Here is a 23787-nt window from a genome sequence, read left to right as displayed (position 1 = left end):
CCGCCCCTGCGCGTCCGTGATCATGTGCGGTCGGGCACCCGTGCCCTAACGTGGCGCCAGAAGAAGATGTGTCGGTTTTCGCGGGTGCCGAGTGCGGCCCCGGGATCAGGAGGTGTCCATGGCCACCCTGCAAGGTCTGGATCGCGGGCTCCGGGCTCTGGACGCGATCTCTCTGACGGCCGACGGCCTGACGGTGGCAGACCTGGCAGCGCAGCTCGGGATCGACCGGTCCATCGCGTACCGGATCGTGGAGACGCTGGAGGAGCACGCCCTGGTCTCCCGGCAGGGCAAGCGGGTACGGCTCGGTGCCGGTGCCGCCACGCTGGCGGGACGGTTCCAGGGGCAGCTGGTGCTGGCGGCCCAGCCGGTGCTGCAGGAGCTCGCCGACGTCACGGGTGCCGCCGCGTTTCTGACGGTGGCCCATGGCGCGCGGGAGTGCGTCCCCGTGGCGGGGGCGGAGCCGGTCGTCCAGCACGGCCCGGTCCGGGTGGGGTACCGCATCGGTGTGCGGCATCCGCTGGAGAAGGGGGCGAACGGCGTCGCCATCCTCGCATTGCAGCCGCCCTGGCCCGAGGAGTCCGAGGAGGTCGCGCGGGCCCGGGAGCTGGGCTACAGCATCACCTCGGGACAGCTCCAGCAGGGTGCCACCGGGGTGGCGGCGGGGTTCGAGGTCCCGGGCACGGCGGGCGCCTCGGTCGGCGTGGTCGCCATGCACGAGTTCGACGGCGAGCGGGTGGCGGCGCAGGTGAGGGAGGCGGCCTCGCGGCTGGCACTGCTCAGCAGGTCCTGACGGCGGCGGACGTCGACGCCCGTGTCACCGGGGGTTGTTGTAGGCGGGAGAGCGCCGGGGCGCACGGTGGCGACGGGATTCCAGCAGCGGCAGAACTCTGGGGGCCACGACCACCGACAGCACGATCACGCTCGTGGAACGGGCCACCGTGGGCGAGCGGTTCAGGGCGAGCAGGGTCTCCTGAAGGTCCTGGTGGGAAGAGGCCGCCAGCTTGCACAGCACGTCGGAGGCGCCCGTCGTCGCATACGCCTCCAGCACGGTGGGCAGGGCGGCGAGCTCGGCGGCGACATCGTCGAGCGCACCCTGGGCGATCTCCAGGGTCACGAACGCCTGGACCGGGAATCCCGCCGCGCCCACGTCCACTTCGGGGCCGAACCCGACGACGACGCCCGTGCGTTCCATCCGGTCGAGCCGCGCCTGGACGGTTCCGCGGGCGACCCCCAGGGTCCGCGACAGTTCGAGCACACCGGCGCGCGGGTTGTCCCGCAGCAGGCGGAGCAGGTCGATGTCCAGCGAGTCCGGCGGCTGCCCCTCGGTCACGACGATCACCATCTCCCAACTAGGCATATTGCACAGCTAATGCCGCCCTCAGGCGGACAAAGTGAGCAGCTTGAACAGCTCGGAAGGTGACTGTTGTGCAGGTCAGCAGGGCCGGTGTCTCCTGAGCGCCACGCGTTGGAAGCAGGACACCCAGGAGGACGACGCATGAGCATGGAACAGACCCTCACGAGCCAGGAACGACTGGCGGAGCTCGACCTGCAGCAGCTCAAGCAGCTGGTCGGGCTCGTGGAGTACGACCCGCAGGGCGACCCCTTCCCGGTGACCGGCTGGGACGCGGTCGTCTGGGCGGTGGGCAACGCGACGCAGGCCGCGCTGTTCTTCCAAGTGGTCTTCGGAATGGAACTGGTCGCCTACTCCGGTCCGGAGACCGGCAACCGCGACCACCACGCGTTTGTCCTCCGCTCCGGTGCCATCCGGTTCGTGATCAAGGGCGGTGTCGCACCGGACAGCCCGCTGCTCGACCACCACCACCGCCACGGTGACGGCGTGATCGACATCGCCCTCGAAGTGCCCGATGTCGACAAGTGCATCGCCCATGCCCGTGCGCAGGGCGCGACCGTGCTGGACGAACCGCACGACGTCACCGACGAACACGGCACCGTCCGGACCGCCGCCATCGCCACGTACGGCGACACCCGCCACACCCTGGTGGACCGCTCCCGCTACACCGGCCCCTACCTGCCCGGATATGCGGCCCGGACCTCGGGACACAGCAAGCCCGACGGTGCGCCCAAGCGCCTCTTCCAGGCGCTCGACCACGTCGTGGGCAACGTGGAACTCGGGCACATGGACGAGTGGGTCGACTTCTACAACCGCGTCATGGGGTTCACCAACATGGCCGAGTTCATCGGCGACGACATCGCCACCGAGTACTCGGCGCTGATGAGCAAGGTCGTCGCCAGCGGCAACCACCGGGTGAAGTTCCCGCTCAACGAGCCGGCGGTCGGCAAGAAGCGTTCGCAGATCGACGAGTACCTCGACTTCTACCGCGGTCCGGGCGCTCAGCACCTCGCCCTCGCCACCAACGACATCATCCAGACCGTCGACGTGCTGCGGGCCAGGGGAGTCGAGTTCCTCGACACGCCGGAGAGCTACTACACCGATCCGGAACTGCGCGCCCGGATCGGCCATGTCCGCGTGCCGATCGAGGAACTGGCCTCGCGCGGCATCCTCGTCGACCGCGACGAGGACGGTTACCTGCTGCAGATCTTCACCAAGCCGATCGGCGACCGGCCCACGGTGTTCTTCGAGTTCATCGAGCGCCATGGCTCCCTGGGCTTCGGCAAGGGGAACTTCCAGGCCCTCTTCGAGGCCATCGAGCGCGAGCAGGCCAGGCGCGGCAACTTCTAGGACCGTACGACTCCGAAGCCCCGCTGTACGAACCGTGGTTCGTACAGCGGGGCTTCGGGCCTTCCTACGTGCCGTTCACGGATTCCGGCCGCTCACGGGCGAGCCGTCGTGCCAGTGGCCGAAGCGCGCCGGTGCCGGCGGGCACCAGACCCCGTGGCAGGAAGAGCACCACGAGCACCAGCAGCAGTGCGTAGACCGCGTAGGAGAAGACCTGGGGCGCGTAGTCGGGCATGCCCGGCCGCGCCCCGACCTCGTTCAGCCACTGCAGCAGCACCGTGATGGCGGAGGCGCCGACCAACGGCCCCCACAGAGTGCCGAGTCCCCCCACCACGGCCATGACGACGAACTGGAAGGACACCAGTACGCCGAACGATCCGGGGGCGACGTAGGCGATGAAGAACGCGAAGATCCCGCCGGCCAGCCCGGCGAAGGCCGCCGAGAGACCGAAGACCACGAGCTTGTAGCGGCCCACCGGGACACCGGAGGAGGACGCCGCCATCTCGCTGGTGGCCAGCGCGCGCAGCCCCCGGCCGGGACGGGAACGCACGATGTTCCTGGTGATCAGCATGACCACCACCAGGGCCAGCCAGGCGACCCACGCATAGCCCCGGAAGCCGCTGATCCGGTGCGAGCCGATCCCGAGACCGGGGATGCCGCTCAGGCCGATGTCCCCGCCCAGCGAGGACTGCTGCCCGATCACCGCCAGCAGGATGAGCTGGAAGGCCAGCGTCGCGAAGGCGAGATAGTGCCCGCGCAGGCGCAGCAACGGCATGCCGACCAACAGGCCCAGCAGTCCCGCGACGAGCGGCGCGCAGGCCAGCCCCAACAGGCTCGGCAGGCCGTGGGTCGCCATCAGCGCCGCGGTGTAGGCGCCCGCGGCGTAGAACCCGCCGTGCCCGAGGGAGATCTGCCCCGCGTATCCGAGCAGCAGGGACACCCCGGTCGTCACCACCGCGGAGAGCAGCAGTTCGGTGTAGACGGTGAGTTGCGAGGTGTCCAGGAGCAGCGGCAGGACCGCGGTGACGACGGCCACCACTGCCACGGCGCCGGTGCCTGCGAGCCTCGCCGGTGTCAGGCGGCTGGTCATGCGACCTCCTCGGCCAGGGCCGGGGTGCGGGCGGCGCGCCACACCATGATGGCGAGCATGAGCACCAGGGCCACCTCGATCTCGTAGGACGCGTCGATGTAGCCCCCGATCATCGACTCCGAGACACCCAGCACGAGCGCGCCGAGCAGTGCCGTCCAGGGGTGCATCAGCCCCCCGAAGATGGCCGCCGCGAAACCGTTGACGGCGAGCTGCGCGTCGGAGTCGAACGACACCGGCTGGATGGGGGTGATCAGGACGCCGGCCAGCCCGCCGAGAACCCCGCCGATCACGAACGCCAGCAGGCCCATCCGGGTGACGTTGATGCCGGACAGCCGTGCCGCGTACGGGTTGGACGAGCAGGCGGTCAGCGCCTTGCCGACGTAGGTACGGCCGAAGAACAGCCCCAGCAGGGCGTAACTGACCACGGCGACGCCGATGATGACGAACAGCTGCCGGTCGACGTGCGCGCCGAGGAGGGTCGTGGAGCCGCGCGCCATCGAGAACGACAACGGCTGGTCGCCGAAGGCGATGACCTCGCCGGCGTAGGCGCCGATGCCGAGGCCCAGGGTGATGATGACCGATGACAGGGGTGGGGTGCCGGGCTTGCCGATCGCGATGATCCCGATGAGCAGTCCCAGTGCGCCGGCCACCGCCAGGGCCACCACTTCCGCGGCGCCGTGCGGGAGACCGTGGCTCAGCAGTGACGCCGTGGCCATGCCTCCCACGACGGCGAAGGTGCCTTGGGCGAAGTTGACCACGCGGGTGACCCGGTGGATCATCACGAAGCCGCTGGCGACCAGGGCGTAGGTGCAGCCGATCGCGATGCCGGACACCAGATAGGCAAAGAAGGAACTCATTCCGCCGTTCTCTCCAGGTGAGTCTCCGTGTCGGAGCCGGTGATGCCGCCGAGGTAGGCGCGCGCGACCTCCGGGCTGCGGGCGAGTTCCCCGCTGGGCCCGTCCGCGACGATCCGCCCCGACTCGATCACGTAGGCCCGCTGACACAGGTCGAAGGCGAGCCTGGCGTTCTGTTCGATGAGCAGGATCGCCGTGCCCTGCCGGGAGTTGAGCTGGGCCAGGTGGCGTGCCAGGTCCGCGACCACGATGGGCGCGAGGCCGAGTGACAGCTCGTCGATCGCGAGCACGTCGGGGTCGGCCATGAGCGCCCGGCCGACCGCCACCATCTGCTGCTGCCCGCCGGACAGCGTCCCGGCCGGTTTCCGCCGCATGTCGGCGAGGACCGGCAGGACCTCGTAGATGCGGCGCGGATCACGGTTGCGGGAACGCCAGGCGCCCAGCCGCAGGTTGTCCTCCACGGACAGGTCGGCGAAGAGCTGCCGGCCCTCCGGCACCTGCGCGAGCCGGCCGTCGATACGGATCGTGCCGGCGGCCGGTCTCACGATGCCGGACAGCGCGTTCACGAGGGTCGACTTGCCGGCCCCGTTGGGACCGACGAGGGCGACCATCTCGCCACGGCCGACCCGGAGGTTGACGCCGTCGAGGGCGACCGCCGACCCGTAACGGACGACGAGGTCATCGACTTGCAGCATCGGAGCTCTCCTGACCGAGGTAGGCGGAGATGACCCGAGGGTCACTGCTCACGGCTTCGGGCGTGCCCTCGGCGATGACCTTGCCGAGGTCGAGGACCGTGATCCGGTCCGCGAGGCTCATCACCATGCTGACGTCGTGCTCGATGAGGAGCATCGTGATGCCCTTCTCATGCAGCTGACGCAGCAGGTCGGCGAGTATCTGCCGTTCCCCGAGCCGCAGCCCGGAGGCCGGCTCGTCGAGCAGCAGCAGTTCCGGCTGTCCGCACAGGGCGCGCGCCACCTGAAGCCGGCGTTGCTGGCCGAGCGGGAGGGACTCGGCGTAGACGTCGGCGAAGTCGGCCATCCCGACCTGCTCCAGAGCCTCCTCGGCGCGTTCGGCGATCAGGCGCTCCTCGCGCCGGTGGCCCGGCAGCCGCAGCGCGGCCGCGGCGAATCCGTGGTGGGTCCGGGCGTGTGCCCCGACCATGACGTTCTCCAGGGCGGTCATCCCGTGGAAGAGGCGGGCGCCCTGGAAGACGATGGCGACGCCGTCCCGGGCACGGCGGTGGGGCGCCGTGCCCGAGAGGGACCTGTCGCGATAGGTGATCCGGCCACGGGTGGGTGCCAGGTGTCCGCTGATCAGGTTGAACAGCGTCGACTTGCCCGCGCCGTTGGGGCCGATGATCCCGCGCAACTCGCCTTGCGGCACCGACATCGTGACGTCGTTCACGGCGAACACGCCGCCGAAGGACCGCGCCAGGTTCTCGGTTGTGAGCATTTCTGTGGTCTCCTGCCCGATCAAGGCGTCAGGCTGGCCTTGAGCTGCACCGCGGTCCAGTCCGTCGGGACGATGTGGCCGCTCTTGATCGTGTCGATGGCGACCTGATCGACCCCGAGGCCCGCGTGGTCGCCCGAGGTGTACCTGTACGTGCCCACGGTGGTCTGGAGGGTCATGGTGTCGAGCGCGGTCGCGATCTTCTTGGGATCGGTGCTGCCGGCCTTCTTGATGGCCGCAGCGATGAGCTGAACGGCGTTGTAGCCGTCGAACGCGAACCCGGGCGGGTAGGAGCCGTTGGCCTTCTGGAACGGCTCCGCCATCTTCAGCGTGGCCGTCTTGACCCCGGACGTCGGCAGCTCGCCCCCGATGACGGCGAGCGAACTCGCCAGGATGATGCCCTCACCCGCGGCGCCGACCGGCTCCGTGAACAGCGAACTGGCCTCGGCGTGGCTGTAGACGAGCTTCATGCCGCCCATGCCGGCGGCGGCGAACTGCTTCGCGAGGATGACCGCCGGCGCGCCGGTGGCCCACACCATCAGGCCCTTGGCGCCGCTGCCCCGCACGTGCTGGAGGACGGACGTGAAGTTGGTCTGGGTGGTGGTGAACGTCTCGGCGTCCACGAAGTCGATGCCGTACTGGGCGGCCTTCGCCTTCATGTCCTCCCAGCCCGTCTTGGCGAAGGCGTTCTGGGTGTCGTAGGCGACCGCCATCTTCGTCATGCCGCTCGCCTTGAAGTACTTGAGCAGCTGCTCGGAGACCACCCCCGCGGTGAGAGGCGTCATGTAGACGTAGGGAGAGGGCGGCTGCACCTGCTGGTCGACGGCGGCGGTCGAGACGTAGGGCACCTGCCGCTGCTTCGCCAGCGGCTCGACGGCGAGGGCCGCGTTCGAGACGGGAGTCCCGACGAACGCGACGGCGCCGCCGCTGACCAGGTTGTTGAAGCCGGTGATGGCCTGCTGGGGATCACTCTCGTCGTTCTTGACGGTGATGTGCAGCTTCTTGCCCAGGACGCCGCCGGCGGCGTTGATCTGCTGGACGGCGAGCGCCGCGCCGAGCTTGTCGTTCTGGCCGAGCGGGGTGAAGTTACCGGTCAGCGAGGCGATCTGGCCGATCTCGATGGTGCCGCCGCTGCTGCCGGATCCTCCGCCCGAGCCACCGCAGGCGGTGGCGGTGAGGGCGAGGGCGAGCATCGCACCTGTCGCGGTGAGATGTCTGGTGTGCCGCATGAGTGCATCCTCCACTTGAACATGTCCGGTGCACCGACGCTCGAAATACGAATGGTCACGGCTCGGCGCGGTCACGGAACGCGAGGGGGGCGACTTGACTTGTCCCGCAATGCCCCTCGCTGGGGTGCACCAAGAATGGCCGCTGCCCATGCCGTTGGCCATGGTGGATTCACTCATCGGACCAGGTGTGCCTGGTGTATTTGCACAAGGGGCGCACCTGTGGGACGCCGTGAACGCGTCGTCAGTGCCGGAGCCGAAGCCGGAGCCAGAGCAGCAGCGCCTCGTCGGGGTCGTGGAGGTCGATGCCGAAGAGTTCCCCCGCCCGCTTGATGCGATAGCGCAGGGTGTTGGGGTGCACGTACATCTCGGCGGATGCCCGGGTGCTGTCGCCCAGACACCGCAAGTACGCGTAGACGGTGCGCGTGTACTCCGTGCCGTTGCGTTCGTCGTGCTCCCGCATCGCCTCCAACGCGTCGAGCTGCACGGCGTCGAAAGCGTCGAGATCGGCGCGGAGGCGCAGGAAGAAGGACTCCGCGCGCACCTCCTGGAAGTCCGCGACGGCGTGGTCCTGTCCGCGGTGGGCCAGCACGTCGAGTGCGGCGTCGGCCTCCTGGCGCGAACGTTGCACCGCGGACAGGGCGGGTGCGTGGCCGCCGATCCCGGCGCGCAGCCTGACCCCCAGCATGACCCGGATGCGTTCCAGGACACTCCCCGCCAGTTCCCCGCCCACCGGGCCGGCCGTGGACGGGTCGGCCGGCAGCAACGAGTAGACCACTCCGTCGAGTTGGACAGTGCTCGCCCTGAAGTGCTGGACCTGTGCGCTGCTGGTGATCAGCTCGATGATGTGCGCCATGTCGGGTTCGCTGACATCCGTCTCCGTCTCCGCGTGCTCGAAGGCGACGACCACGAATCCGGCGCTGGGCGAACCGAGCGAGCCGGCGTGGGGCAGGTCCTCGCCCTGCAGGGCGCCGCGCAGCGCCTGTTCACGGGCCCGCCGAGCCATGTCGCGTGAATTGCGGTGCCGCAACAGGCGCAGTGCCGCGAGGTCCGCGGCGTCCCGCAGCGTCCGCTCCTCGTCCGCTCCCAGACTGCCGTCGGCGTCGATGACCCAGATGGATCCCAGCATGACGCGCCCGGCCAGGATGCCGACGGCGACGCGGGGCAGGGCTCCGTGCCCGGTGAACCGCACGGGGTGGGGCCGCTGCCGCAACCGGGGGTCGGCGTGCAGGGGCTGGAAGGCCTCCGGTACTTCCCGGCCGAGAATCCCCTGGCGCCGCACCTCGTCGGTGGGCTGACCGGAGACCGTGGAGTAGGCGATGATCCGGTAGCGGTCGTCCATGATCGCCACCGCGCCGCGCAGCTGGGCGGCGGTCGCGTTGGCGAGGTCGAACAGGTCGTCCCATTCTCCGTCGTCGCCGCCCGTCGCCCCCTGTCCGGACCGGGTCGCGAGCACCGCGGAGAGGAGCGTGTCCAGATGGCGCCAGTTCGCTTCGTCGTCCGCCGCCAGCAGAGCGATGCCCTGCTCCCGGGCGAGGGCGCGCAACTCCGCCGGGTCCTCCCCGTGGAGCTTGACCACCAGCGCGGTGCACCGGGCGCGGGCGGCCATGCGGAGGGCCGCTTCGGCCTCCGGTGAGGCAGGGCGGATGCCGATGCCGAACAGCATCGTGCCCGGTGCCGCGTTGACCGCGTGCGGCGGATCCAGGATCTCCAGCTCGCTCACCGGTACGTCCAGGCCGAGAGGGGCCTCAAGTGCCCTCAGCAGGGTGTCGCCGACCGCGTCCAGCAGGGAGGCGAGCGTCGCCGAAGCCGGCACTTCCGCGGCCGGTTTCTCCGCGGCACCTGTCTCTGCTCGGGCCATGCTCACTCCTGCCGGCGGGCGGGGTGCATTTGTGCCCTTGCCATTTGTGCCATTGCCTCAACCAACCCCGCACTCTTGAGTGAAAGCAACATAGCAGCAGGGGAAAGCCGGGGACACACTCGAACAACCGCATCCCGCACTCGTCCACGAGGAGCTCGATGACCGCGGTGAGCAGCGTCGCCCGGCCGACCGTCGGCACAGCGACGAGAAGTCGGAGTGTCCCTACGGCAGTTGGACGATGACGGGCTCTCCGTTCCTCGTCGGTGCCGTGCTGCTCGGGGCCGGTCTGTTCCCGCACGTCAGCCCCACCAGGACGGTCGGCACGCACATCTCAGGAGACACGACATGAAGAAACTGGCTCGGCTGCGTGCCGCGCTGCCCACCGGCCGGGACAACGGGGGAGCGGGCGGTTCTCCCGTCGCCACCCCGGAGTGGCTGCGCGAGGGGCTGGCCGCGGTGATCGGAGCGGAGCAGGTGCTGTCCCGTCCCATCGACCTCGCCCGCTACGCCTCCGACGCGAGCCCGTACCGCTACCTGCCCCGCGTGGTCGTGGTGGCGCGCGACGCGGCGGATGTCGCGGCCGTGCTGACCTTCGCCGGCCGCCACGACCTGCCGGTGACCTTCAGAGCCGCGGGGACCAGCCTCAACGGACAGTCCCAGGGCTCGGGCATCCTGGTGGACGTGCGACGGCACTTCGCCGGCGCCGTGGTCGAGGAGGACGGCCGGGTACTCCGCGCCCGCCCGGGAACCGTGATCGCACGTGCCAACGCCCAACTCGCCCGGCACGGCCGGATGCTCGGCCCCGACCCCGCCAGCAGCGCCTCGGCCACCATCGGCGGCGTGGTCGCCAACAACGCCAGCGGGATGTCGTGCGGGGTGGTGCACAACGCCTACCACACGGTGCGGTCCCTGCGCGTCGTCCTCGCCTCGGGCACCGTCGTGGACACCGCCGACCCCGCCGCCGACGAACACCTGGAGCGCGCCGAACCCGCCCTCGTCCGCGAACTCATGGCCATCAAGAAGGAACTGGAGGCCGACCCGGCGCTGTGCGACCGGATCAGGACCAAGTTCGCCATCAAGAACACGAACGGCTACCGCCTCGACGCCTTCCTGGATGCCGACACTCCTGTCGGAATCCTGCGCGGGCTCATGGTCGGCTCCCAGGGCACGCTCGGTTTCCTCGACGAAGTCGTCTTCGACACCGTTCCCTTCGGCCGCCACCACGCCACCGCGCTGCTGCGCCTGCCGAGCCTGCACGACGCGGCTGCCCTCGTCCCCGACCTGGTCGCGGCCGGTGCCCATGCCGTCGAGCTCCTGGACGCCCCGTCCCTGCGCTCCACCGCCGGTGTCTCGGGAGCTCCCCGCTGGCTCGCCGAACTAGCCGAGGACGCGGAGGACGCCGCGCTGCTGGTCGAGTTCCGGGCCGCCGACCCGGACGAGCTGAGTGTCCAGCAGGCGCGTGCCGAGGCGGTGCTGGCCGCTTCCACCGCCCCCGTGATGGGAGAGTTCACCCGGGACTCGGCCACCGCCGGCGCCTATTGGCGGGTCCGCAAGGGCCTGTTGGCCGCGGTCGGCAGCACCCGCCCCCCGGGCACCGTGCTGCTGGTGGAGGATGTCTGTGTCCCCCCGGACCGGGTGGCCGACGCCGCCCGCGATCTGTTCCTGCTGCTCGAATACCACGGCTTCGCCTCGCCCATCGCCGGGCACGCCTCCGCCGGGAACCTGCACTTCCCGCTCATGCTCGACCCCTCCTCACCCGAGGACGTGAGCCGTTATCGCACCTGCATGCAGGCAGTGGCCGACCTGGTGCTGAACATCTACCAGGGCGCGCTCAAGGGCGAACACGGCACGGGACGCAACATGGCGCCGTTCGTGACCCAGGAATGGGGAAGCGTCGCCGTCGGACTCATGTGGCGGCTCAAGGCCGCCCTCGATCCGCACGGCATCCTCAACCCCGGCGTGATCCTGGACCACGATCCGGACGCGAACGTCCGCAACCTCAAGACGCTGCCCCCGGTCGACGCGGCCCTGGATCCGTGCATCGAGTGCGGGTTCTGCGAACCGGCCTGCCCCAGCCACGACCTGACCACCACGCCCCGCCAACGGATCGTGCTGCAGCGGGAGATGGCCCGGCACCGGGCCGACTCCCCACTCGTGCTCTCCCTCACCCGGGACTACGCCTACGACGCCGTGGACACCTGCGCCGGGGATTCGAGCTGCGCGGTGAGCTGTCCCGTCGACATCGACACCGGCGCCGCGATGAAGAAGCTGCGGCACGCCGGGCACGGCCCCCTCGCCGAACGCGCGGCCACCTGGGCCGCACGGCACTGGGCAGGCCTGGAAGGCGGCGCCCGGGTCGCCGTCGGCCTCGCCCGGCGCACCGCGGACCTCGCAGGTGACGCGCCGCTGCGCGCGGTCACCTCCGCGGCCCGAGGCGTGCTCGGCACCGAACTGATCCCCGCCTGGCTGCCCGAGATGCCGCAGGCCGCCCCGAAGCGGTTGCCCGCCACCCGACGGCAGCAGGCACACGCCGTCTACGTACCCGCCTGTGTCAACCGGATCTTCGGGACGCCCTCGGGAGAGAGCGGGCCGACGGTGGTCCAGGCCCTCGTCACGCTCGCGGAGCGGGCCGGCAGACCGCTGTGGATCCCCGCGGACGTCGCGGGCACCTGCTGCGGCACCATCTGGCACAGCAAGGGCTACGAGAAGGGGCACGCCGCCATGGCGGGGGTGCTCGTGGAGCGGCTGTGGCGGTGGAGCGACGAGGGACGCCTGCCGGTCGTCATGGACGCCTCCTCCTGCTCACTCGGTGCGCTGCGCGATGTGGTGCCCCACCTGAGCCCGGCCGACCGGGACCGCCACAGCCGGCTGTCCATCCATGACGCCGTCGACTGGGCCCAGCGGGAACTGCTGCCGCATCTCACGGTCACCGGCCGGGTCCCCACCGCGGTGGTCCACACCACCTGCTCGATGCAGCAGACCGACCACGGCTCGGCCCTGAATGCCGTGGCACAGGCGGTCGCCGACACCGTTGTCCAGCCGATCGCCGAGTCCTGCTGCGGGTTCGCCGGCGACCGCGGCTTCCTGCACCGGGAACTGACGGAGAGCGCGACCGCACCCGAGGCCGAAGAGGTCAGGCAACTCGACGCCCAGGCCCACCTCAGCGCGAACCGCACCTGCGAGATCGGCCTCCACCACGCCACCGGGGCGGCGTACACCTCGGTCATCCAGCAGTTGGAGCGAGCCACCCGGCCGGTTGTGACGCGGTAACGCCCGCTCTGCCGGGCAGCGCACGCGCTGCCCGGCAGGGTCATGGCGGCCGCCGCTCCCGCAGCGGTGAGACGCAGGGTGGGGCATCCGGGGCGACCGGACACCTCCCGATGCGCTGCGCCTGTCAGATCCTTTCGACGCGAAGGGCCAGCGCCGGACACCGACGCGCCGCGAGTCGTGCTCGCTCGGCCAGACGCGGAGGGATCGCCGCCGCCGACAGAACCGGAAAACCGTCCTGCTCCATCTGGATCAACTCCGGCACCACATCCGCGCACAGCGCGTGTCCGTCACACAACGGCCAGTCCATCGTGAACCGTTCGGCCGCCTTCGCCGCCTGCGGCCCACTCGGCAACGGCAAGGCGCCCAACAACCGCTCGTCCTTGCGGCACAGCGGGTCGCCCTCCACCGCGTCGACCACGACGGCCGCGGTCGGTCCACTTCGCCGGGCCGAGTCCATGACGGCGCGCAGCTTGCGGTGGAAGGGGGAGCCCGCCCCGCCGCGCCCCCGGAGGGCGATCTGCTCGGTGAGCGCGAGCAGATCGCGGAGCCCGAGCTCGCCAGGGTGGGGGAGCGGGCCGTGCGCCGCCGGGTGGGCGCTGTGGTTCAGGCGCTCCTGAGCACGTCTCGGCCGCAGGCCCGCGGTCAGGCGCGTGGCGCCGGGGCCGAGGGAGAGAACGGTCGGGACGGGGTCAGCCGCGGCGGTCCCTGCTTGGCGCTGCGCGAACAGCGGGGTCACCAGGGCCGCCCTGCGGACCGCATGGGCACTGCTGTTCCGGCCGTGAGGGCGATGGTGACGACGGTGGCGACTGCGGTCGTCACCATCGCCGCGGGACGCAAGAACCGTGTGCTCGCAGCGGTGTTGAGGGGCAAGGGGGTCCTCTGCGGAGAACAGGACGAACATTTCCCAGGTGCGCTGGGAGCCGGACCGGCGTCAGCCGAGGCCGTCGGCGCCGATCTGTACGGCCGACTCGTCGAGCAGGCCGTCGGTCACCGGCTGGAGAGCGCCGTCCAGGCCGAGGACCGGGGTGGCTTCCTTGTACCAGGAATCGATGACGGCGTTGCCCCAGAAGTCGCGGCGGCGGTCGTCGTTCACGTTCCAGCGGTAGGTCTCGTGGTCGGGGTCGCCGGTGTAGTAGTCGGAGGTGTAGATCTCCACGCGGTGACCGTCGGGGTCGCGCAGGTAGAGGTAGAAGGCGTTGGAGACGCCGTGCCGGCCGGGGCCGCGTTCGATGTGGTCTTCCTTGCGGACCGAGCCGAACAGATCAGCCGTGCGCAGCACTTGGTGGGACTCGTGGGTGGCGACGCCGAGGTGGTGCAGGCGAGGGCCGGGGCCGCAGGTGAAGGCGACGTCGTGGACGGTCTGTTTGCGGTACATCCAGGCCGCGTACAGCTCGTGTTCGTCGCCCTCGATGGTCTCCGAGCAGCCGAAGCCGAGGGATTTGTAGTGGGTGTAGGCGGTGGGGATGTCGGGGGTGCAGATGTTGAAGTGGTCCAGGCGGGCGATCTCCGCGCCGCGACGCAGGTCGTAACGCTGGATGAGGCGTTCGGCGCGCTCGATGTCATGGAAGAACTCGACGGGGAAGCCGAGGGGGTCGATGACACGGACGGCGTCGCCGACGCCGGGGGTGCCCTCGCCCTCGGCCACCCGCCTGACCGGTCGGCCGAGGCCGGTGAAGAACCGCTCCGCCTTGTCCACGTCCTCCGGGGTGCGCACCCGGTAGGCGATGTGGTCGAGAGCGGCCTGCTCACCGCGCCTCAACACCAGGGAGTGGTGGGTGAGTTCGTCGGTCCCGCGCAGACAGAGGACGTCGGGGTCCTCGTACTGGACGTGGAAGCCGAGCATGTCGACCCAGAACCAGCGGGCCGCGCCGAGATCGGTGACTGCCAGCTGGGCGTAGGCGGAGCGGATGACATCGGGTGCGGTCATGAGCCGGTCCCGAAGCGGGGGGTGTGGACCTGGCCGAGGGCGACGTGCACGATCTTCGACTCGGTGTAGAAGTCGATGGAGTGGGCGCCGCCTTCGCGGCCGACGCCGGAGGCCTTGACCCCGCCGAAGGGGGTGCGCAGGTCGCGTACGTTGTGGGAGTTGAGCCAGATCATGCCGGACTCGACGGCGTGGGCGATGCGGTGGCCGCGTTTGAGGTCGGAGGTCCAGATGTAGGCGGCCAGGCCGTACTGGGTGGCGTTGGCCAGCTCGATCGCTTCGGCCTCGGTGTCGAAGGGGGCGACGGCGACGACCGGGCCGAAGATCTCCTCCTGGAAGATCCGGGCCTCGCGATCGACGTCGGCGAAGACGGTGGGCTGGAGGTAGTTGCCCCCGGTGAGGTGGTCGGGGCGGGTGCCGCCGGCGACCAGCTTCGCCTCCTTCCTGCCGGTCTCGACGTAGTTCAGGACGCGTTCGTAGTGCTCGGGATGGACGAGCGCGCCGACCTCGGTGGTCGGGTCGGCGGGCAGGCCCACCCGGACGTTGGCCGCCCGCTCGGCCAGACGGCGGGTGAACTCCTCGTACAGCGGGCGCTCGACGAGAACCCGTGAACCGGCCGTACAGCGCTCGCCGTTGAGGGAGAACACCCCGAACACGACGGAGTCCAGGGCGGCTTCCACGTCGGCGTCGGCGAAGACGACGGCCGGGGACTTGCCGCCCAGTTCCATGGAGGTGGTCTTCAGGTGCTGGGCGGAGGAGCGGATGATGTGCCGGCCGGTGTCGGTGGAGCCGGTGAAGGAGATCAGCGGTACGTCGGGGTGGTCGACCAGGGCCTGGCCGGCCTCCTCGCCGATGCCGTGGACGATGTTGACCACGCCCGCGGGTACGCCTGCCTCCGCGAAGATCTCCGGCCAGAGAGAGGCGGACAGCGGCGTCCACTCGGCGGGCTTGAGCACGAGCGTGCAACCGGAGGCGAGCGCTGGGGCCAGCTTCCAGCTCTCCAGCATGAACGGGGTGTTCCACGGCGTGATCAGTCCGGCGACCCCGACCGGAGTGCGCACGACGTAGGAGAACTGCTCCTCGCCCTGCCGGAAGGCCTCCTCGCCGAGGGAGACGATCACGTCCGCGAAGTAGCGGAAGTTCTCCGCCGCCCGGCGCGCCTGGCCCTTCGCCTGGGTGATGGGCAGTCCGGTGTCGTACGTCTCGAAGGCGGCCAGGCGGTTGTGCCGGGCTTCGACCGCGTCCGCGATCCGGTACAGCACGCCCGCGCGCTCGCGGTTGGAGATACCCGACCAGGCCGGGAAGGCGGTCCGTGCGGCGGTCACGGCCCGGTCGACGTCGGCCGCCGAACCGCGCGCCGCCTGCGCGTACACGGTGTTGGAGACCGGATCCGAGACGTCGAAAGTGCGGGCGTCGGACGCGTCGACGAGGTCGCCGCCGATCCAGTGCCGGATGACTGAGGGCAGGTTCGCAGGGGTCACCGGCCGGCTCCGATCTGTGCGGTGAGGTCGCCGCCCTCGGCGAGCAGCGCGCGGATTTTCGTCAGGCCCGCCTCGGTGGGAGTCGTCAGCGGCGGGCGGACGTGCGCGGAGGAGATGCGGCCCTGCTGCGCGAGCACCCACTTGGCGGGGGCCGGGTTGGTCTCGACGAACAGCAGGTCCACCAGCGGGTGCAGCCGGTAGTGCAGGTCACGGGCAGTGTCGAAGTCGCCGGCCTCCCACAGCTCGTACATCCGCGCCACCGCGCCCGGCGCCAGGTTGGCGACGGCCGAGACGAAACCGGCACCGCCGAGGGCGAGCAGCGGCAGGCACAGCAACTCGATGCCGGACCACACCAGAAGGGAGCGTCCGCAGGCGTGCAGGATGCGGGAGAAGTGCTCGAAGTCCTTGGTGGTCTCCTTCACCCCGACGAAGTTGTCGAAGTCGGTGAACAGCCGCTTGACCGTCTCCGGGGCGATGTCGACGGCAGTGCGCGAGGGCACGTTGTAGGCGACGATCGGCAGGTCCCGGAACTCCCGGGCCACCGTCGCATACCACTGGTACAGCGCCTCCTGGGTGGGCCGCGCGTAGTACGGCGTGATGACCAGGGCCGCGTCGGCACCCAACTCGTGTGCGGCGGCGGTGAGTTCCATGGTCTCGCCGAGCTTGTGGGAGCCGGTGCCGGGCAGGAACGGCACCCGGTCGCCGATCACCTCCACCGCCGTGCGCATGCCGGCGATCCGCTCCGTGACGCTCTGCGCGCTCGGCTCACCGGTGGATCCGCCCAGGGAGATCCCGTGCGAGCCGTTGTCCAGCTGGAAGCGGATCAACGCGGCGAGGCTTTCGTGGTCGACCGCTCCTTCGTCGGTGAAGGGCGTCACGACGGGGGCTATGGACCCGCGGATGACCGCCGGATCACTGCGGAACTTCACTGTGAGTCTCCCTTGCACCAGTTCTCATAGGCGTTCCGCCAGGCAGGACCCAGCGGATACAGACCGTCGACGCTCTCGCCCGCGGCGACCTGCTCGGCGATGAACCGCTCCTGCCGCTCCTGCTCCTGGCAGTCGGCGATCAACTCGGCGGCCAGCTCCGGCGGTAGGACGACCACGCCGTCCGCGTCGCCCACGATCAGGTCACCGGGCTGGACGAGGGCGCCGCCGCAGGCGATCGGCACGCCGGTGTCCCAGGGGACGTGGCGGCGGCCCAGCACGGACGGATGGGCGCCGGCCGCGTAGACCGGCAGGTCCAGGTCGGCGACGGTGGCGCTGTCGCGGACCGCGCCGTCGGTGACGACCCCGGCCGCGCCCCGCTTCGCCGCCCGCAGCGCGAGGATGTCGCCGAGCGTGCCGGCACTCGTGTCGCGCCGGGCGTCCATGACGAGGACGTGGCCGGGGCGCAGTTCCTCGATCGCCCGTTTCTGCGCGTTCATGCCGGTGCCGTACCGCCTGAACAGGTCCTCGCGCAGCGGCAGATACCGCAGGGTGTGGGCGACGCCGACCAGGTTCGCCGAGGCCGGCCGCAGCGGTCGTACACCGTCGACGGACATGTGGGGCATGCCGCGGGCGCGCAGTTGGGCGCTCAGCGTCGCGACCGCCACCGAGGTCAGCCCTTCTTTCAGGGCCGGGTCCAGCAACGGGACGGCGGTGCCGTAGGCGGCGTCCCGCTCGGCCGGATCCACCCTGGGCATCGCGCCGAACGGTTCCAGCGAGGGCCCGGCGGCGACCGGGTTGCGCAGCCGCCCCGTGGACAACTCACCCCCGGTGAGCTCGACTTCGACCACATCGCCGGGCGAGACCACCGAGGCGCCGGCCGGGGTGCCGGTCAGGATCACGTCCCCGGGTTCCAGCGTGACCAGCCGGGACAGGTCGGCGACCAGCTGCCCGAAGGGGAACAGCAGTGTGTCGGTCGTGTCGTCCTGGACCAGCTCGCCGTTGACCCAGGTCCGCAACCGCAGGGCGGCGGGGTCGAGTTCGGCGGCGTCCAGCAGGCGTGGCCCGAGCGGTGTGAAGCCGTCGGCTCCCTTGGAGCGGAGGTTGGAGCCGCGGTCCGCGTACCGCAGGTCGTACACGCCCGCGTCGTTGGCGGCGGTCACCCAGCGGACGTGCGACCACCCGTCCGCCGGTGCCACGCGCTGTGTGCGGGAGCCGATGACCAGGGCGATCTCGCCCTCGAAGCCCAGGAGTTCGCAGCCGTCCGGCCGGACGATCGCCTCGCCCGTGCCGGACAGCGACGAGGGCGGCTTGAGGAAGTAGGAGGGATGGGCCGGGGCCCGTCCACGTTCCCTGGCCCGGCTGGGGTAGTTCAGGTGAACGGCGATGATCTTCGACGGGGGAGTGCCCAAAGGGTGTGGCACGGAGCTCCTTCAGGTGCCGGGCGTCCGGGCGTGGCCGCGGACGCGCTCGCGCAGGGCGAGCAGGCCGTGCACGGTGTCGAGGGAGGGGGACGGGACGCCGGTGTGACGCGCGAGTTCGCGTACGGCACCCACGACGGCGTCGAGTTCGAGGGGCCGGCCGCGGTCCGCGTCCTGCAGCATGGAGGTCCGGAACGCGCCGAGCTCGCGGGTGACGGCGAGCCGCTCGTCCGCCGTCATGGCGCTGTCTATGCCCAGAGCGGCACCGACGGCCGCCGTCTCCTCGAACATGGCGGCACACAACTGCCGGGTGTCGGGGTCGTCGAGGACGTCCAGCACGGTGGCGCCGGTGAGCGCGCTGACGGGGTTGAGATTGACGTTGCCCAGGAGCTTCTCCCAGATGTCCCGGCGGATGTCCGCGGCGGCTTCCGGGCGGATGGAGCCCGCGGACAGCGCGGCGACGCACCGCGTGACCCGGCCGGAGACTCCCCCCGCCGGGTCGCCGATGATCAGCCTGGTACCGCTGACGTGGGTCACCCGGCCCGGGCTGTCGACGACGCTGCTGAAGTGCGCGACCCCTGCCATCACGCGCTCGGCGGGCAGCAGGGCCAGCAGCTCTCCGTCGGGGTCGACCGAGCGCAGGACATGGCCGTCCTTGGAGTACTCGACCGTGGACAGCAGCCACCAGGGCACCCCGTTGGCCACGACGACGACGTCCGCACCGCGATCGATCCACGTCCGGACGGACCGGGCCGCCGACAGCAGGTGCTGGCTCTTGACGCACAGGACCACCAGATCCGGGACGGGGAGCCGCCAGGCGTCGTACGCCGTGGGGAACCAGTGGCGGTGCTCGGTTCGCGCCACCCGGTCGCGCAGGGCGAGCCCCTGCGCGGCGATCGCGTCGAAGTGCGGGCCCGGCCTGCCGAGCAGGGAGACCTCGGCGTCCGATGTGGCGAACGCCCCGGCGAGGGCGGCGCCGACGGCACCCGGGCCGACGATGGTGATCCGATGTCCCATGGCAGCGAGCATGCGCTGCGGCACCATCCACGACAATGTCGGTATCTACACTCGCGGTCGTCGTCTGATGTAGATTCCGCCATCGCTCCACTTCTCAAGGGCGGGAGGCTCCCGTATGACCGCCATGCTCCTCGAACAGCTCGTCGTCGCACTGCAGGACGACGTCGTCAGCGTGCTGTCGGAGGGTGCCGAGGCCGAACCACGCGTTGCCGGTGTCGAGTTGCTGGACTGCCCCGAGGTCGTGCGGGCCACCGCGTCCGGCCACCTGCTGCTCGGTGTCGGCGTGGACATCACGGATCCCGACGCGATGGACGCCGCCCTCAGGACGGCGGCGGACACGTCGTGCGCGCTCGCCGTCAAGTGTGCCCTGCCCGCGCGGGACGATCTGCTGGCCCGGATCCGCTCCACAGGGGTGCCCGTACTCGCCGTCAACCCGCAGATGCCGTGGACGCGTGTCCAGCGCCTGGTCACCTCCGTACTGGCGGCGCGTGCGGTGGATTCCGAACCCGACGGCGCACGGACGGGCGGTGATCTGTTCTCCCTGGCCAACGCGGTCGCCGGCATCGTCGGCGGCGCGGTGGCGATCATGGACACGCAGCAGATCATCGTCGCCTACTCGAACCTGCCCGACCAGCCCATCGACGAGATCCGGCGGCAGGGGATCCTGGGCCGCCGGGTGCCCGAGGACGCGATCGCCGATCACCTGGACCGGAAGGTGTGGACGAGCGACACGGTCGTACGCCACCAGAGATCCGGAAGTCTGCCGCGCATGGCCGTGGTCATCCGGGCGGGCGAGGACGTGCTCGGCTCCCTGTGGACCGCCTTCCCCGACGACGCCTCGGTTCCCGACTGCGGGCCCACCTTGCAGGAGGCGGCCCGGGTGGCGGCCTTACACATGCTGGCGCTGCGCCGCCAGGTCGACGCGGAGCAGGAGAGCCGTGACCGCGCCCTGCGTTCCGCGCTGGAGGGCCGGTCGGGGCAGAGCGGCCTGCCCGGCGGCGTCCGCCTCCCCGGTGTCCTGGTGGGGCTGAGCGAGGCGGTACACGCGGGCGGCGAAACGGGCGACGCGGGCGAGGCGGCCCGGCGGCACGCCGCTCTGCTGCGGCTCGTCGATCTCGCCGTCCTCGACAGTCGCTCCCTCGGCTAAGAACCGGCGGCGGCCCTGCTCGGCGAGCACGTCTACGTGCTGCTGCCCGCCGCCGGTTCCGGGCGCGTGTCCACCGGCGTACTGCTCGACCACCTCCTCGACCGGGCCAGGCACAGCCTGCACCGCTCGTTCGTCGCGGTCGGCTCGCCGACCGTCGGCGCACTCTCGCCGCTGCTCAGGGCACGCCGCGACATCGACGCCGCCCTGGACCACCTTCGGGAGCAGCGCGCGGATCCGGGTGCGTACCGCACCGAGGACCTGCGGCCGGAACTGGTGCTGCGGCGGCTCGTACGCGCCGTCCGTGACGACGGCGAACTGCGCACCGGCATCGTGGAACGGCTGCGGGCGCACGACGCCGAGCACGGCACCGAGTACGCGGCCACCCTGCTCGCGTATCTGCGGCACTTCGGCGACGTCGTCGCGGCCAGCGGTGCGCTGCACATCCACCAGAACACGCTGCGGCTGCGGCTGCGCCGGGCCGAGGAACTCTTCGGGGTGTCGCTCGCCGACCCGACGCGACGTCTGCTGCTGACCCTGGAACTGACGGCGCTGACCCGGCCGTAGTGTCGGATCGCACAGTGCGCGGTCGCTTTTGATGGCGGCCTCGACATTGGCTGCCCATGGCTCGCGCACCCATGCTCCTGGACACCGAGGCACGCCTCCCCCCAGCGGCGACACCCATGGATCAAGGAGCACGGCAGTGACCGTTCTGGACCTCCCCGCGAGCACGAAGAAGCCTGCCGGCATGAGTGAGGCGGAGTGGCAGGCCCGGCTCGAACTGGCGGCCTGCTACCGGATCTTCGACCACCTCGGCTGGGTCGAGATGATCTTCAATCACATCACCGTGCGGGTGCCGGGCGAGGACGGGCACCTGCTCATCAACCCGTTCGGCCTGATGTACAACGAGGTCACCGCCTCGAATCTGGTGAAGATCGATCTCGACGGAAACCTGCTGTCCGACTCCGACTGGCCCGTCAACGAGGCGGGACTGCTGATCCACTCGGTGATCCACGCCAGCCGTCCCGACGCCCACTGCATCATGCACACCCACACCACCGCGGGCACGGGCGTCGCCTGCCTGCGCGGCGGACTGGACCCGGACAACTTCTACGCCGCCCAGTTGCACGACATGGTCGCCTACCACGACTTCGAGGGCGTCACCGTCGACCCCGAGGAGAAGCCGCGACTCGTGGCCGACCTCGGCACGCGCAGCCTGATGGTCCTGCGCAACCACGGCCTCCTCGCACTCGGCCCGACCCTGCCGGCCGCGTTCTCCGCCCTGTGGACGCTGCAGCGGGCCTGCGAGATCCAGCTGGCCGCCCAGTCCTCCGGACAGCCGCTGATGCCGGTGACGTCGGCGGCCGCGGTGCGCTCGACCAGGGAGTCCTTCCAGCTGGGCGACCGTACGCAGGCAGGGCGGACGTTGTTCACCGCGTTGCGTCGGCGTATCGACAGGATCGCCCCGGACTACGCCGCCTGACGCACACTCGGCCCGCCTGGGACCGCCCCCCGGCCGCCCCCACTCCCTCTCGCCACCCCCTCATCCCCACCCCCCACCGCTCATCTCTCCGCTCCGGGTCGACGCTGACCCGCTGACGATCGGACCAGCCATGTCCCAGCCCTCAACGGCAACAGGCCGCCAGCACCGCACGGTCGCGCTGGCAGCCATGGCGGGCACCACCATCGAGTGGTACGACTTCTTCATCTACGCCCTGTGTACCGGCCTGGTCTTCGGCAAGGTGTTCTTCGCGGGATTCGGCGAGGACTCGCTGATCATCTCCTTCGCCACCATAGGCATCAGCTTCTTCTTCCGCCCGGTCGGCGCCGCTGTGGCCGGCCACCTCGGCGACCGGCTGGGCCGCCGCGCGATGCTGATCGCCACCCTGGTGCTGATGGGCGTGTCCACCACCCTCATCGGTCTGGTGCCCACCCGGGACTCCATCGGTATGACCGCCCCGGTCATCCTCGTCCTCCTGCGCATCCTGCAGGGCATGTCCGCCGGCGGGGAGTGGGGCGGCGCCGCCCTGATCTCCGTGGAACACGCTCCCACCGGCAAGCGCGGCAGGTTCGGCGCTTTCCCCCAACTCGGCGCATCCCTGGGCCTGCTGCTCGCCAACGGTGTCCTCGCCCTGATCACCGCCGTCACCACCGACGAGCAGTTCCTCTCCTGGGGCTGGCGCATCCCCTTCCTGCTCAGCGTGGTCCTCGTCGCCGCCGGCTTCGTCATCCGCCGCCGGGTCGAGGAGAGCCCCGTCTACCAGGAGTTGAAGGACACCGGCGACCGCGCCCGCACCCCGCTCGCCACGCTCTTCCGCCACCACTGGCCCCTGGTCATCGCCGGTGCCCTGCTGTTCGCCGCCAACAACGCCGTCGGCTACATGACCACAGGCGGCTACGTCCAGGCCTACTCGGTGAACCACCTCAAGATCAACCCCACCACCATCCTGATCTGCGTCATGATCGCCGCGGTGGGCTGGCTGGCCAGCACCCTGGCCGGCGGCATCTGGTCGGACCGGATCGGCCGCATCCGCGTCTACCGCATCGGGTTCATCGTCCAACTCGCCTGGATGTTCCCGTTCTTCGCCCTGCTCAACACCGCGAACACCGGCCTGATCGTGCTCGCCCTCGTGCTCTACAGCATCGGCCTGGGCCTGACCTACGGCCCGCAGGCCGCCCTGTTCGCCGAGATGTATCCCACCGCCGTCCGCTACAGCGGCGCCGCCCTGTCCTATGCCCTCGGAGCCGTCCTCGGCGGTGCGTTCGCCCCCATGATCGCCGAAGCCCTGCAGACGAGCACCGGCACGGTCTACTCCGTCGGCGTCTACCTCGCGGCCGTCACGCTCGTCGGTCTCACCGTCACGTTCTTCCTCAAGGAACGCCGGGACACCCCCCTCGCCACCTCCGACGCCCCCACCGAGCAGCACGACGAACAGACCACCGTCACCGCCTGAGGGGGCGCTGACCGGCCGGAGGACTCCACCTGGCAGCAGAGGGCCGGTTCCCACAGGCATAGATGATATATCAACTACGTGCTCCCCCTCGGGCGAACGGACCGAGGGGGAGCGCCTCTCCTCTCCCCACCCCACATGGGTCCCTGATCCCCGTCCCTCTCCAGCCAGGAGCCACCCTCATGACCGATCCGACGGCCGACACGCCCCCTCCGGCGCCCTCCGCAGGCCCCCGTCACAAGTCCCTCACGCGCCGCCGCCTCTGGCAGTTCGGCGCCGCCGCAGCGGTCACCGCCGGCGCGGCGTCGCTCCTGCAGGGGCAGTTCGCCGGTGCCGCGACCGCCACCACTGCGCAGGACTACTTCGACCGTGCCGCCAAGCTGGCCGGCGACAACCCGATTCTCACCAACCTCGTCACCGCGCTCACGTCGGGTTTCACCGTGCCGCACCCCACCGCACCCGACCCGCTGAAGAT

General features: G+C 70.7%; 20 protein-coding genes and 1 pseudogene. 8 read left to right on the top strand and 13 right to left on the bottom strand.

Features of this window, described 5'->3' with window-relative positions:
• Positions 1-118: 118 nt before the first annotated feature.
• Positions 119-790: an IclR family transcriptional regulator gene (locus ACIRR9_RS49740; RefSeq protein WP_403766728.1), complete on the top strand. Its 672-nt coding sequence runs from the start codon at positions 119-121 to the stop codon at positions 788-790.
• A 24-nt stretch (positions 791-814) separates the two neighbouring features.
• On the opposite strand, the gene ACIRR9_RS49735 is transcribed toward ACIRR9_RS49740, so the two are convergent.
• Positions 815-1357, bottom strand: coding sequence for an Lrp/AsnC family transcriptional regulator (locus tag ACIRR9_RS49735; RefSeq protein ID WP_403766725.1), 543 nt, complete (start codon positions 1355-1357; stop codon positions 815-817).
• Positions 1358-1495: 138 nt separating this feature from the next.
• Between ACIRR9_RS49735 and hppD the strand changes: the two genes are divergently transcribed.
• Complete coding sequence (gene hppD / locus ACIRR9_RS49730) at positions 1496-2701, top strand: 4-hydroxyphenylpyruvate dioxygenase (RefSeq protein WP_403766723.1); 1206 nt, start codon at positions 1496-1498, stop codon at positions 2699-2701.
• Between the two features lie 64 nt (positions 2702-2765).
• On the opposite strand, the gene ACIRR9_RS49725 is transcribed toward hppD, so the two are convergent.
• The 6 genes from ACIRR9_RS49725 to ACIRR9_RS49700 form a co-directional block, all read right to left on the bottom strand.
• Positions 2766-3788 (bottom strand): branched-chain amino acid ABC transporter permease, encoded by a 1023-nt coding sequence (locus tag ACIRR9_RS49725; protein ID WP_403766720.1) that lies wholly within the window; start codon positions 3786-3788, stop codon positions 2766-2768.
• A complete protein-coding gene (locus tag ACIRR9_RS49720; RefSeq protein WP_362588259.1) occupies positions 3785-4645 on the bottom strand; it encodes a branched-chain amino acid ABC transporter permease in 861 nt (286 codons plus the stop codon). The genes ACIRR9_RS49725 and ACIRR9_RS49720 overlap by 4 nt, the downstream gene beginning before the upstream one ends.
• Positions 4642-5337: an ABC transporter ATP-binding protein gene (locus ACIRR9_RS49715; protein WP_403766716.1), complete on the bottom strand. Its 696-nt coding sequence runs from the start codon at positions 5335-5337 to the stop codon at positions 4642-4644. Before ACIRR9_RS49715 ends, ACIRR9_RS49720 begins: the two co-directional genes overlap by 4 nt.
• On the bottom strand, positions 5321-6094 hold the full coding sequence (locus ACIRR9_RS49710; RefSeq protein ID WP_403766713.1) for an ABC transporter ATP-binding protein: 774 nt from the start codon (positions 6092-6094) through the stop codon (positions 5321-5323). The genes ACIRR9_RS49715 and ACIRR9_RS49710 overlap by 17 nt, the downstream gene beginning before the upstream one ends.
• A 20-nt stretch (positions 6095-6114) precedes the next feature.
• Positions 6115-7320, bottom strand: a complete 1206-nt coding sequence (locus ACIRR9_RS49705; RefSeq protein ID WP_403766710.1) for an ABC transporter substrate-binding protein — start codon at positions 7318-7320, stop codon at positions 6115-6117.
• Between the two features lie 241 nt (positions 7321-7561).
• A complete protein-coding gene (locus ACIRR9_RS49700) occupies positions 7562-9178 on the bottom strand; it encodes a PucR family transcriptional regulator (RefSeq protein ID WP_403766708.1) in 1617 nt (538 codons plus the stop codon).
• Between the two features lie 345 nt (positions 9179-9523).
• Here ACIRR9_RS49700 and ACIRR9_RS49695 point away from each other — a divergent pair, with 345 nt between their 5' ends.
• Positions 9524-12448 carry an FAD-binding and (Fe-S)-binding domain-containing protein gene (locus ACIRR9_RS49695; RefSeq protein ID WP_403766705.1) on the top strand — a complete coding sequence of 975 codons (2925 nt, stop codon included), beginning with the start codon at positions 9524-9526 and terminating at the stop codon, positions 12446-12448.
• Between the two features lie 124 nt (positions 12449-12572).
• Here ACIRR9_RS49695 and ACIRR9_RS49690 read toward each other — a convergent pair whose 3' ends face one another.
• The 6 genes from ACIRR9_RS49690 to ACIRR9_RS49665 all read right to left on the bottom strand — a co-directional run bounded on the left by ACIRR9_RS49690 (position 12573) and on the right by ACIRR9_RS49665 (position 19217).
• The gene (locus ACIRR9_RS49690; protein WP_403766702.1) at positions 12573-13184 is read right to left on the bottom strand and encodes a ferredoxin; all 612 of its coding nucleotides are present in this window, start codon (positions 13182-13184) and stop codon (positions 12573-12575) included.
• Between the two features lie 195 nt (positions 13185-13379).
• A complete protein-coding gene (gene hpaD, locus ACIRR9_RS49685) occupies positions 13380-14375 on the bottom strand; it encodes a 3,4-dihydroxyphenylacetate 2,3-dioxygenase (RefSeq protein WP_403766699.1) in 996 nt (331 codons plus the stop codon).
• Positions 14372-15853 carry a 5-carboxymethyl-2-hydroxymuconate semialdehyde dehydrogenase gene (gene hpaE, locus ACIRR9_RS49680; protein WP_403766696.1) on the bottom strand — a complete coding sequence of 494 codons (1482 nt, stop codon included), beginning with the start codon at positions 15851-15853 and terminating at the stop codon, positions 14372-14374. The genes hpaD and hpaE overlap by 4 nt, the downstream gene beginning before the upstream one ends.
• Positions 15850-16782 carry a 4-hydroxy-tetrahydrodipicolinate synthase gene (gene dapA / locus ACIRR9_RS49675; RefSeq protein ID WP_403766693.1) on the bottom strand — a complete coding sequence of 311 codons (933 nt, stop codon included), beginning with the start codon at positions 16780-16782 and terminating at the stop codon, positions 15850-15852. The genes hpaE and dapA overlap by 4 nt, the downstream gene beginning before the upstream one ends.
• Positions 16779-18203, bottom strand: coding sequence for a fumarylacetoacetate hydrolase family protein (locus ACIRR9_RS49670; RefSeq protein ID WP_403766690.1), 1425 nt, complete (start codon positions 18201-18203; stop codon positions 16779-16781). Before ACIRR9_RS49670 ends, dapA begins: the two co-directional genes overlap by 4 nt.
• Positions 18204-18212: 9 nt before the next feature.
• Entirely contained in the window at positions 18213-19217 is a 1005-nt protein-coding gene (locus tag ACIRR9_RS49665; protein ID WP_403766687.1) for a ketopantoate reductase family protein, read from the bottom strand.
• Between the two features lie 115 nt (positions 19218-19332).
• Between ACIRR9_RS49665 and ACIRR9_RS49660 the strand changes: the two genes are divergently transcribed.
• From ACIRR9_RS49660 to ACIRR9_RS49640, 5 genes and pseudogenes are all read left to right on the top strand, one after another.
• Positions 19333-20364: a hypothetical protein gene (locus ACIRR9_RS49660; protein WP_403766684.1), complete on the top strand. Its 1032-nt coding sequence runs from the start codon at positions 19333-19335 to the stop codon at positions 20362-20364.
• 36 nt (positions 20365-20400) lie between these two features.
• Positions 20401-20928, top strand: coding sequence for a PucR family transcriptional regulator (locus tag ACIRR9_RS49655; RefSeq protein WP_403766681.1), 528 nt, complete (start codon positions 20401-20403; stop codon positions 20926-20928).
• A 136-nt stretch (positions 20929-21064) separates the two neighbouring features.
• Positions 21065-21844, top strand: coding sequence for a class II aldolase/adducin family protein (locus ACIRR9_RS49650; protein WP_403766678.1), 780 nt, complete (start codon positions 21065-21067; stop codon positions 21842-21844).
• A gap of 130 nt (positions 21845-21974) precedes the next feature.
• Positions 21975-23315: an MFS transporter gene (locus tag ACIRR9_RS49645; RefSeq protein ID WP_403766675.1), complete on the top strand. Its 1341-nt coding sequence runs from the start codon at positions 21975-21977 to the stop codon at positions 23313-23315.
• A 179-nt stretch (positions 23316-23494) separates the two neighbouring features.
• Positions 23495-23787 (top strand): annotated as a pseudogene (locus ACIRR9_RS49640) (MBL fold metallo-hydrolase); the annotation flags it as partial.

Origin of the sequence: Streptomyces sp. NPDC101234 (genome assembly GCF_044767525.1) — a bacterium.
In the GTDB taxonomy this organism is placed as follows: Bacteria; Actinomycetota; Actinomycetes; order Streptomycetales; family Streptomycetaceae; genus Streptomyces; species Streptomyces sasae.
Note: the sequence above shows the minus strand (reverse complement) of the source record. Positions and strands in the feature narration are given on the sequence as shown.

Excerpts from the sequence above, each read along its gene's own strand:
- hpaD (WP_403766699.1), bottom strand. The coding sequence starts at position 14,375 with ATGACCGCACCCGATGTCATCCGCTCCGCCTACGCCCAGCTGGCAGTC.
- ACIRR9_RS49695 (WP_403766705.1), top strand. The coding sequence starts at position 9,524 with ATGAAGAAACTGGCTCGGCTGCGTGCCGCGCTGCCCACCGGCCGGGAC.
- ACIRR9_RS49665 (WP_403766687.1), bottom strand. The coding sequence starts at position 19,217 with ATGGGACATCGGATCACCATCGTCGGCCCGGGTGCCGTCGGCGCCGCC.
- ACIRR9_RS49735 (WP_403766725.1), bottom strand. The coding sequence starts at position 1,357 with ATGCCTAGTTGGGAGATGGTGATCGTCGTGACCGAGGGGCAGCCGCCG.
- hppD (WP_403766723.1), top strand. The coding sequence starts at position 1,496 with ATGAGCATGGAACAGACCCTCACGAGCCAGGAACGACTGGCGGAGCTC.
- ACIRR9_RS49715 (WP_403766716.1), bottom strand. The coding sequence starts at position 5,337 with ATGCTGCAAGTCGATGACCTCGTCGTCCGTTACGGGTCGGCGGTCGCC.
- ACIRR9_RS49645 (WP_403766675.1), top strand. The coding sequence starts at position 21,975 with ATGTCCCAGCCCTCAACGGCAACAGGCCGCCAGCACCGCACGGTCGCG.
- ACIRR9_RS49700 (WP_403766708.1), bottom strand. The coding sequence starts at position 9,178 with ATGGCCCGAGCAGAGACAGGTGCCGCGGAGAAACCGGCCGCGGAAGTG.
- ACIRR9_RS49660 (WP_403766684.1), top strand. The coding sequence starts at position 19,333 with ATGACCGCCATGCTCCTCGAACAGCTCGTCGTCGCACTGCAGGACGAC.
- ACIRR9_RS49720 (WP_362588259.1), bottom strand. The coding sequence starts at position 4,645 with ATGAGTTCCTTCTTTGCCTATCTGGTGTCCGGCATCGCGATCGGCTGC.
- ACIRR9_RS49740 (WP_403766728.1), top strand. The coding sequence starts at position 119 with ATGGCCACCCTGCAAGGTCTGGATCGCGGGCTCCGGGCTCTGGACGCG.
- ACIRR9_RS49710 (WP_403766713.1), bottom strand. The coding sequence starts at position 6,094 with ATGCTCACAACCGAGAACCTGGCGCGGTCCTTCGGCGGCGTGTTCGCC.
- ACIRR9_RS49725 (WP_403766720.1), bottom strand. The coding sequence starts at position 3,788 with ATGACCAGCCGCCTGACACCGGCGAGGCTCGCAGGCACCGGCGCCGTG.
- ACIRR9_RS49705 (WP_403766710.1), bottom strand. The coding sequence starts at position 7,320 with ATGCGGCACACCAGACATCTCACCGCGACAGGTGCGATGCTCGCCCTC.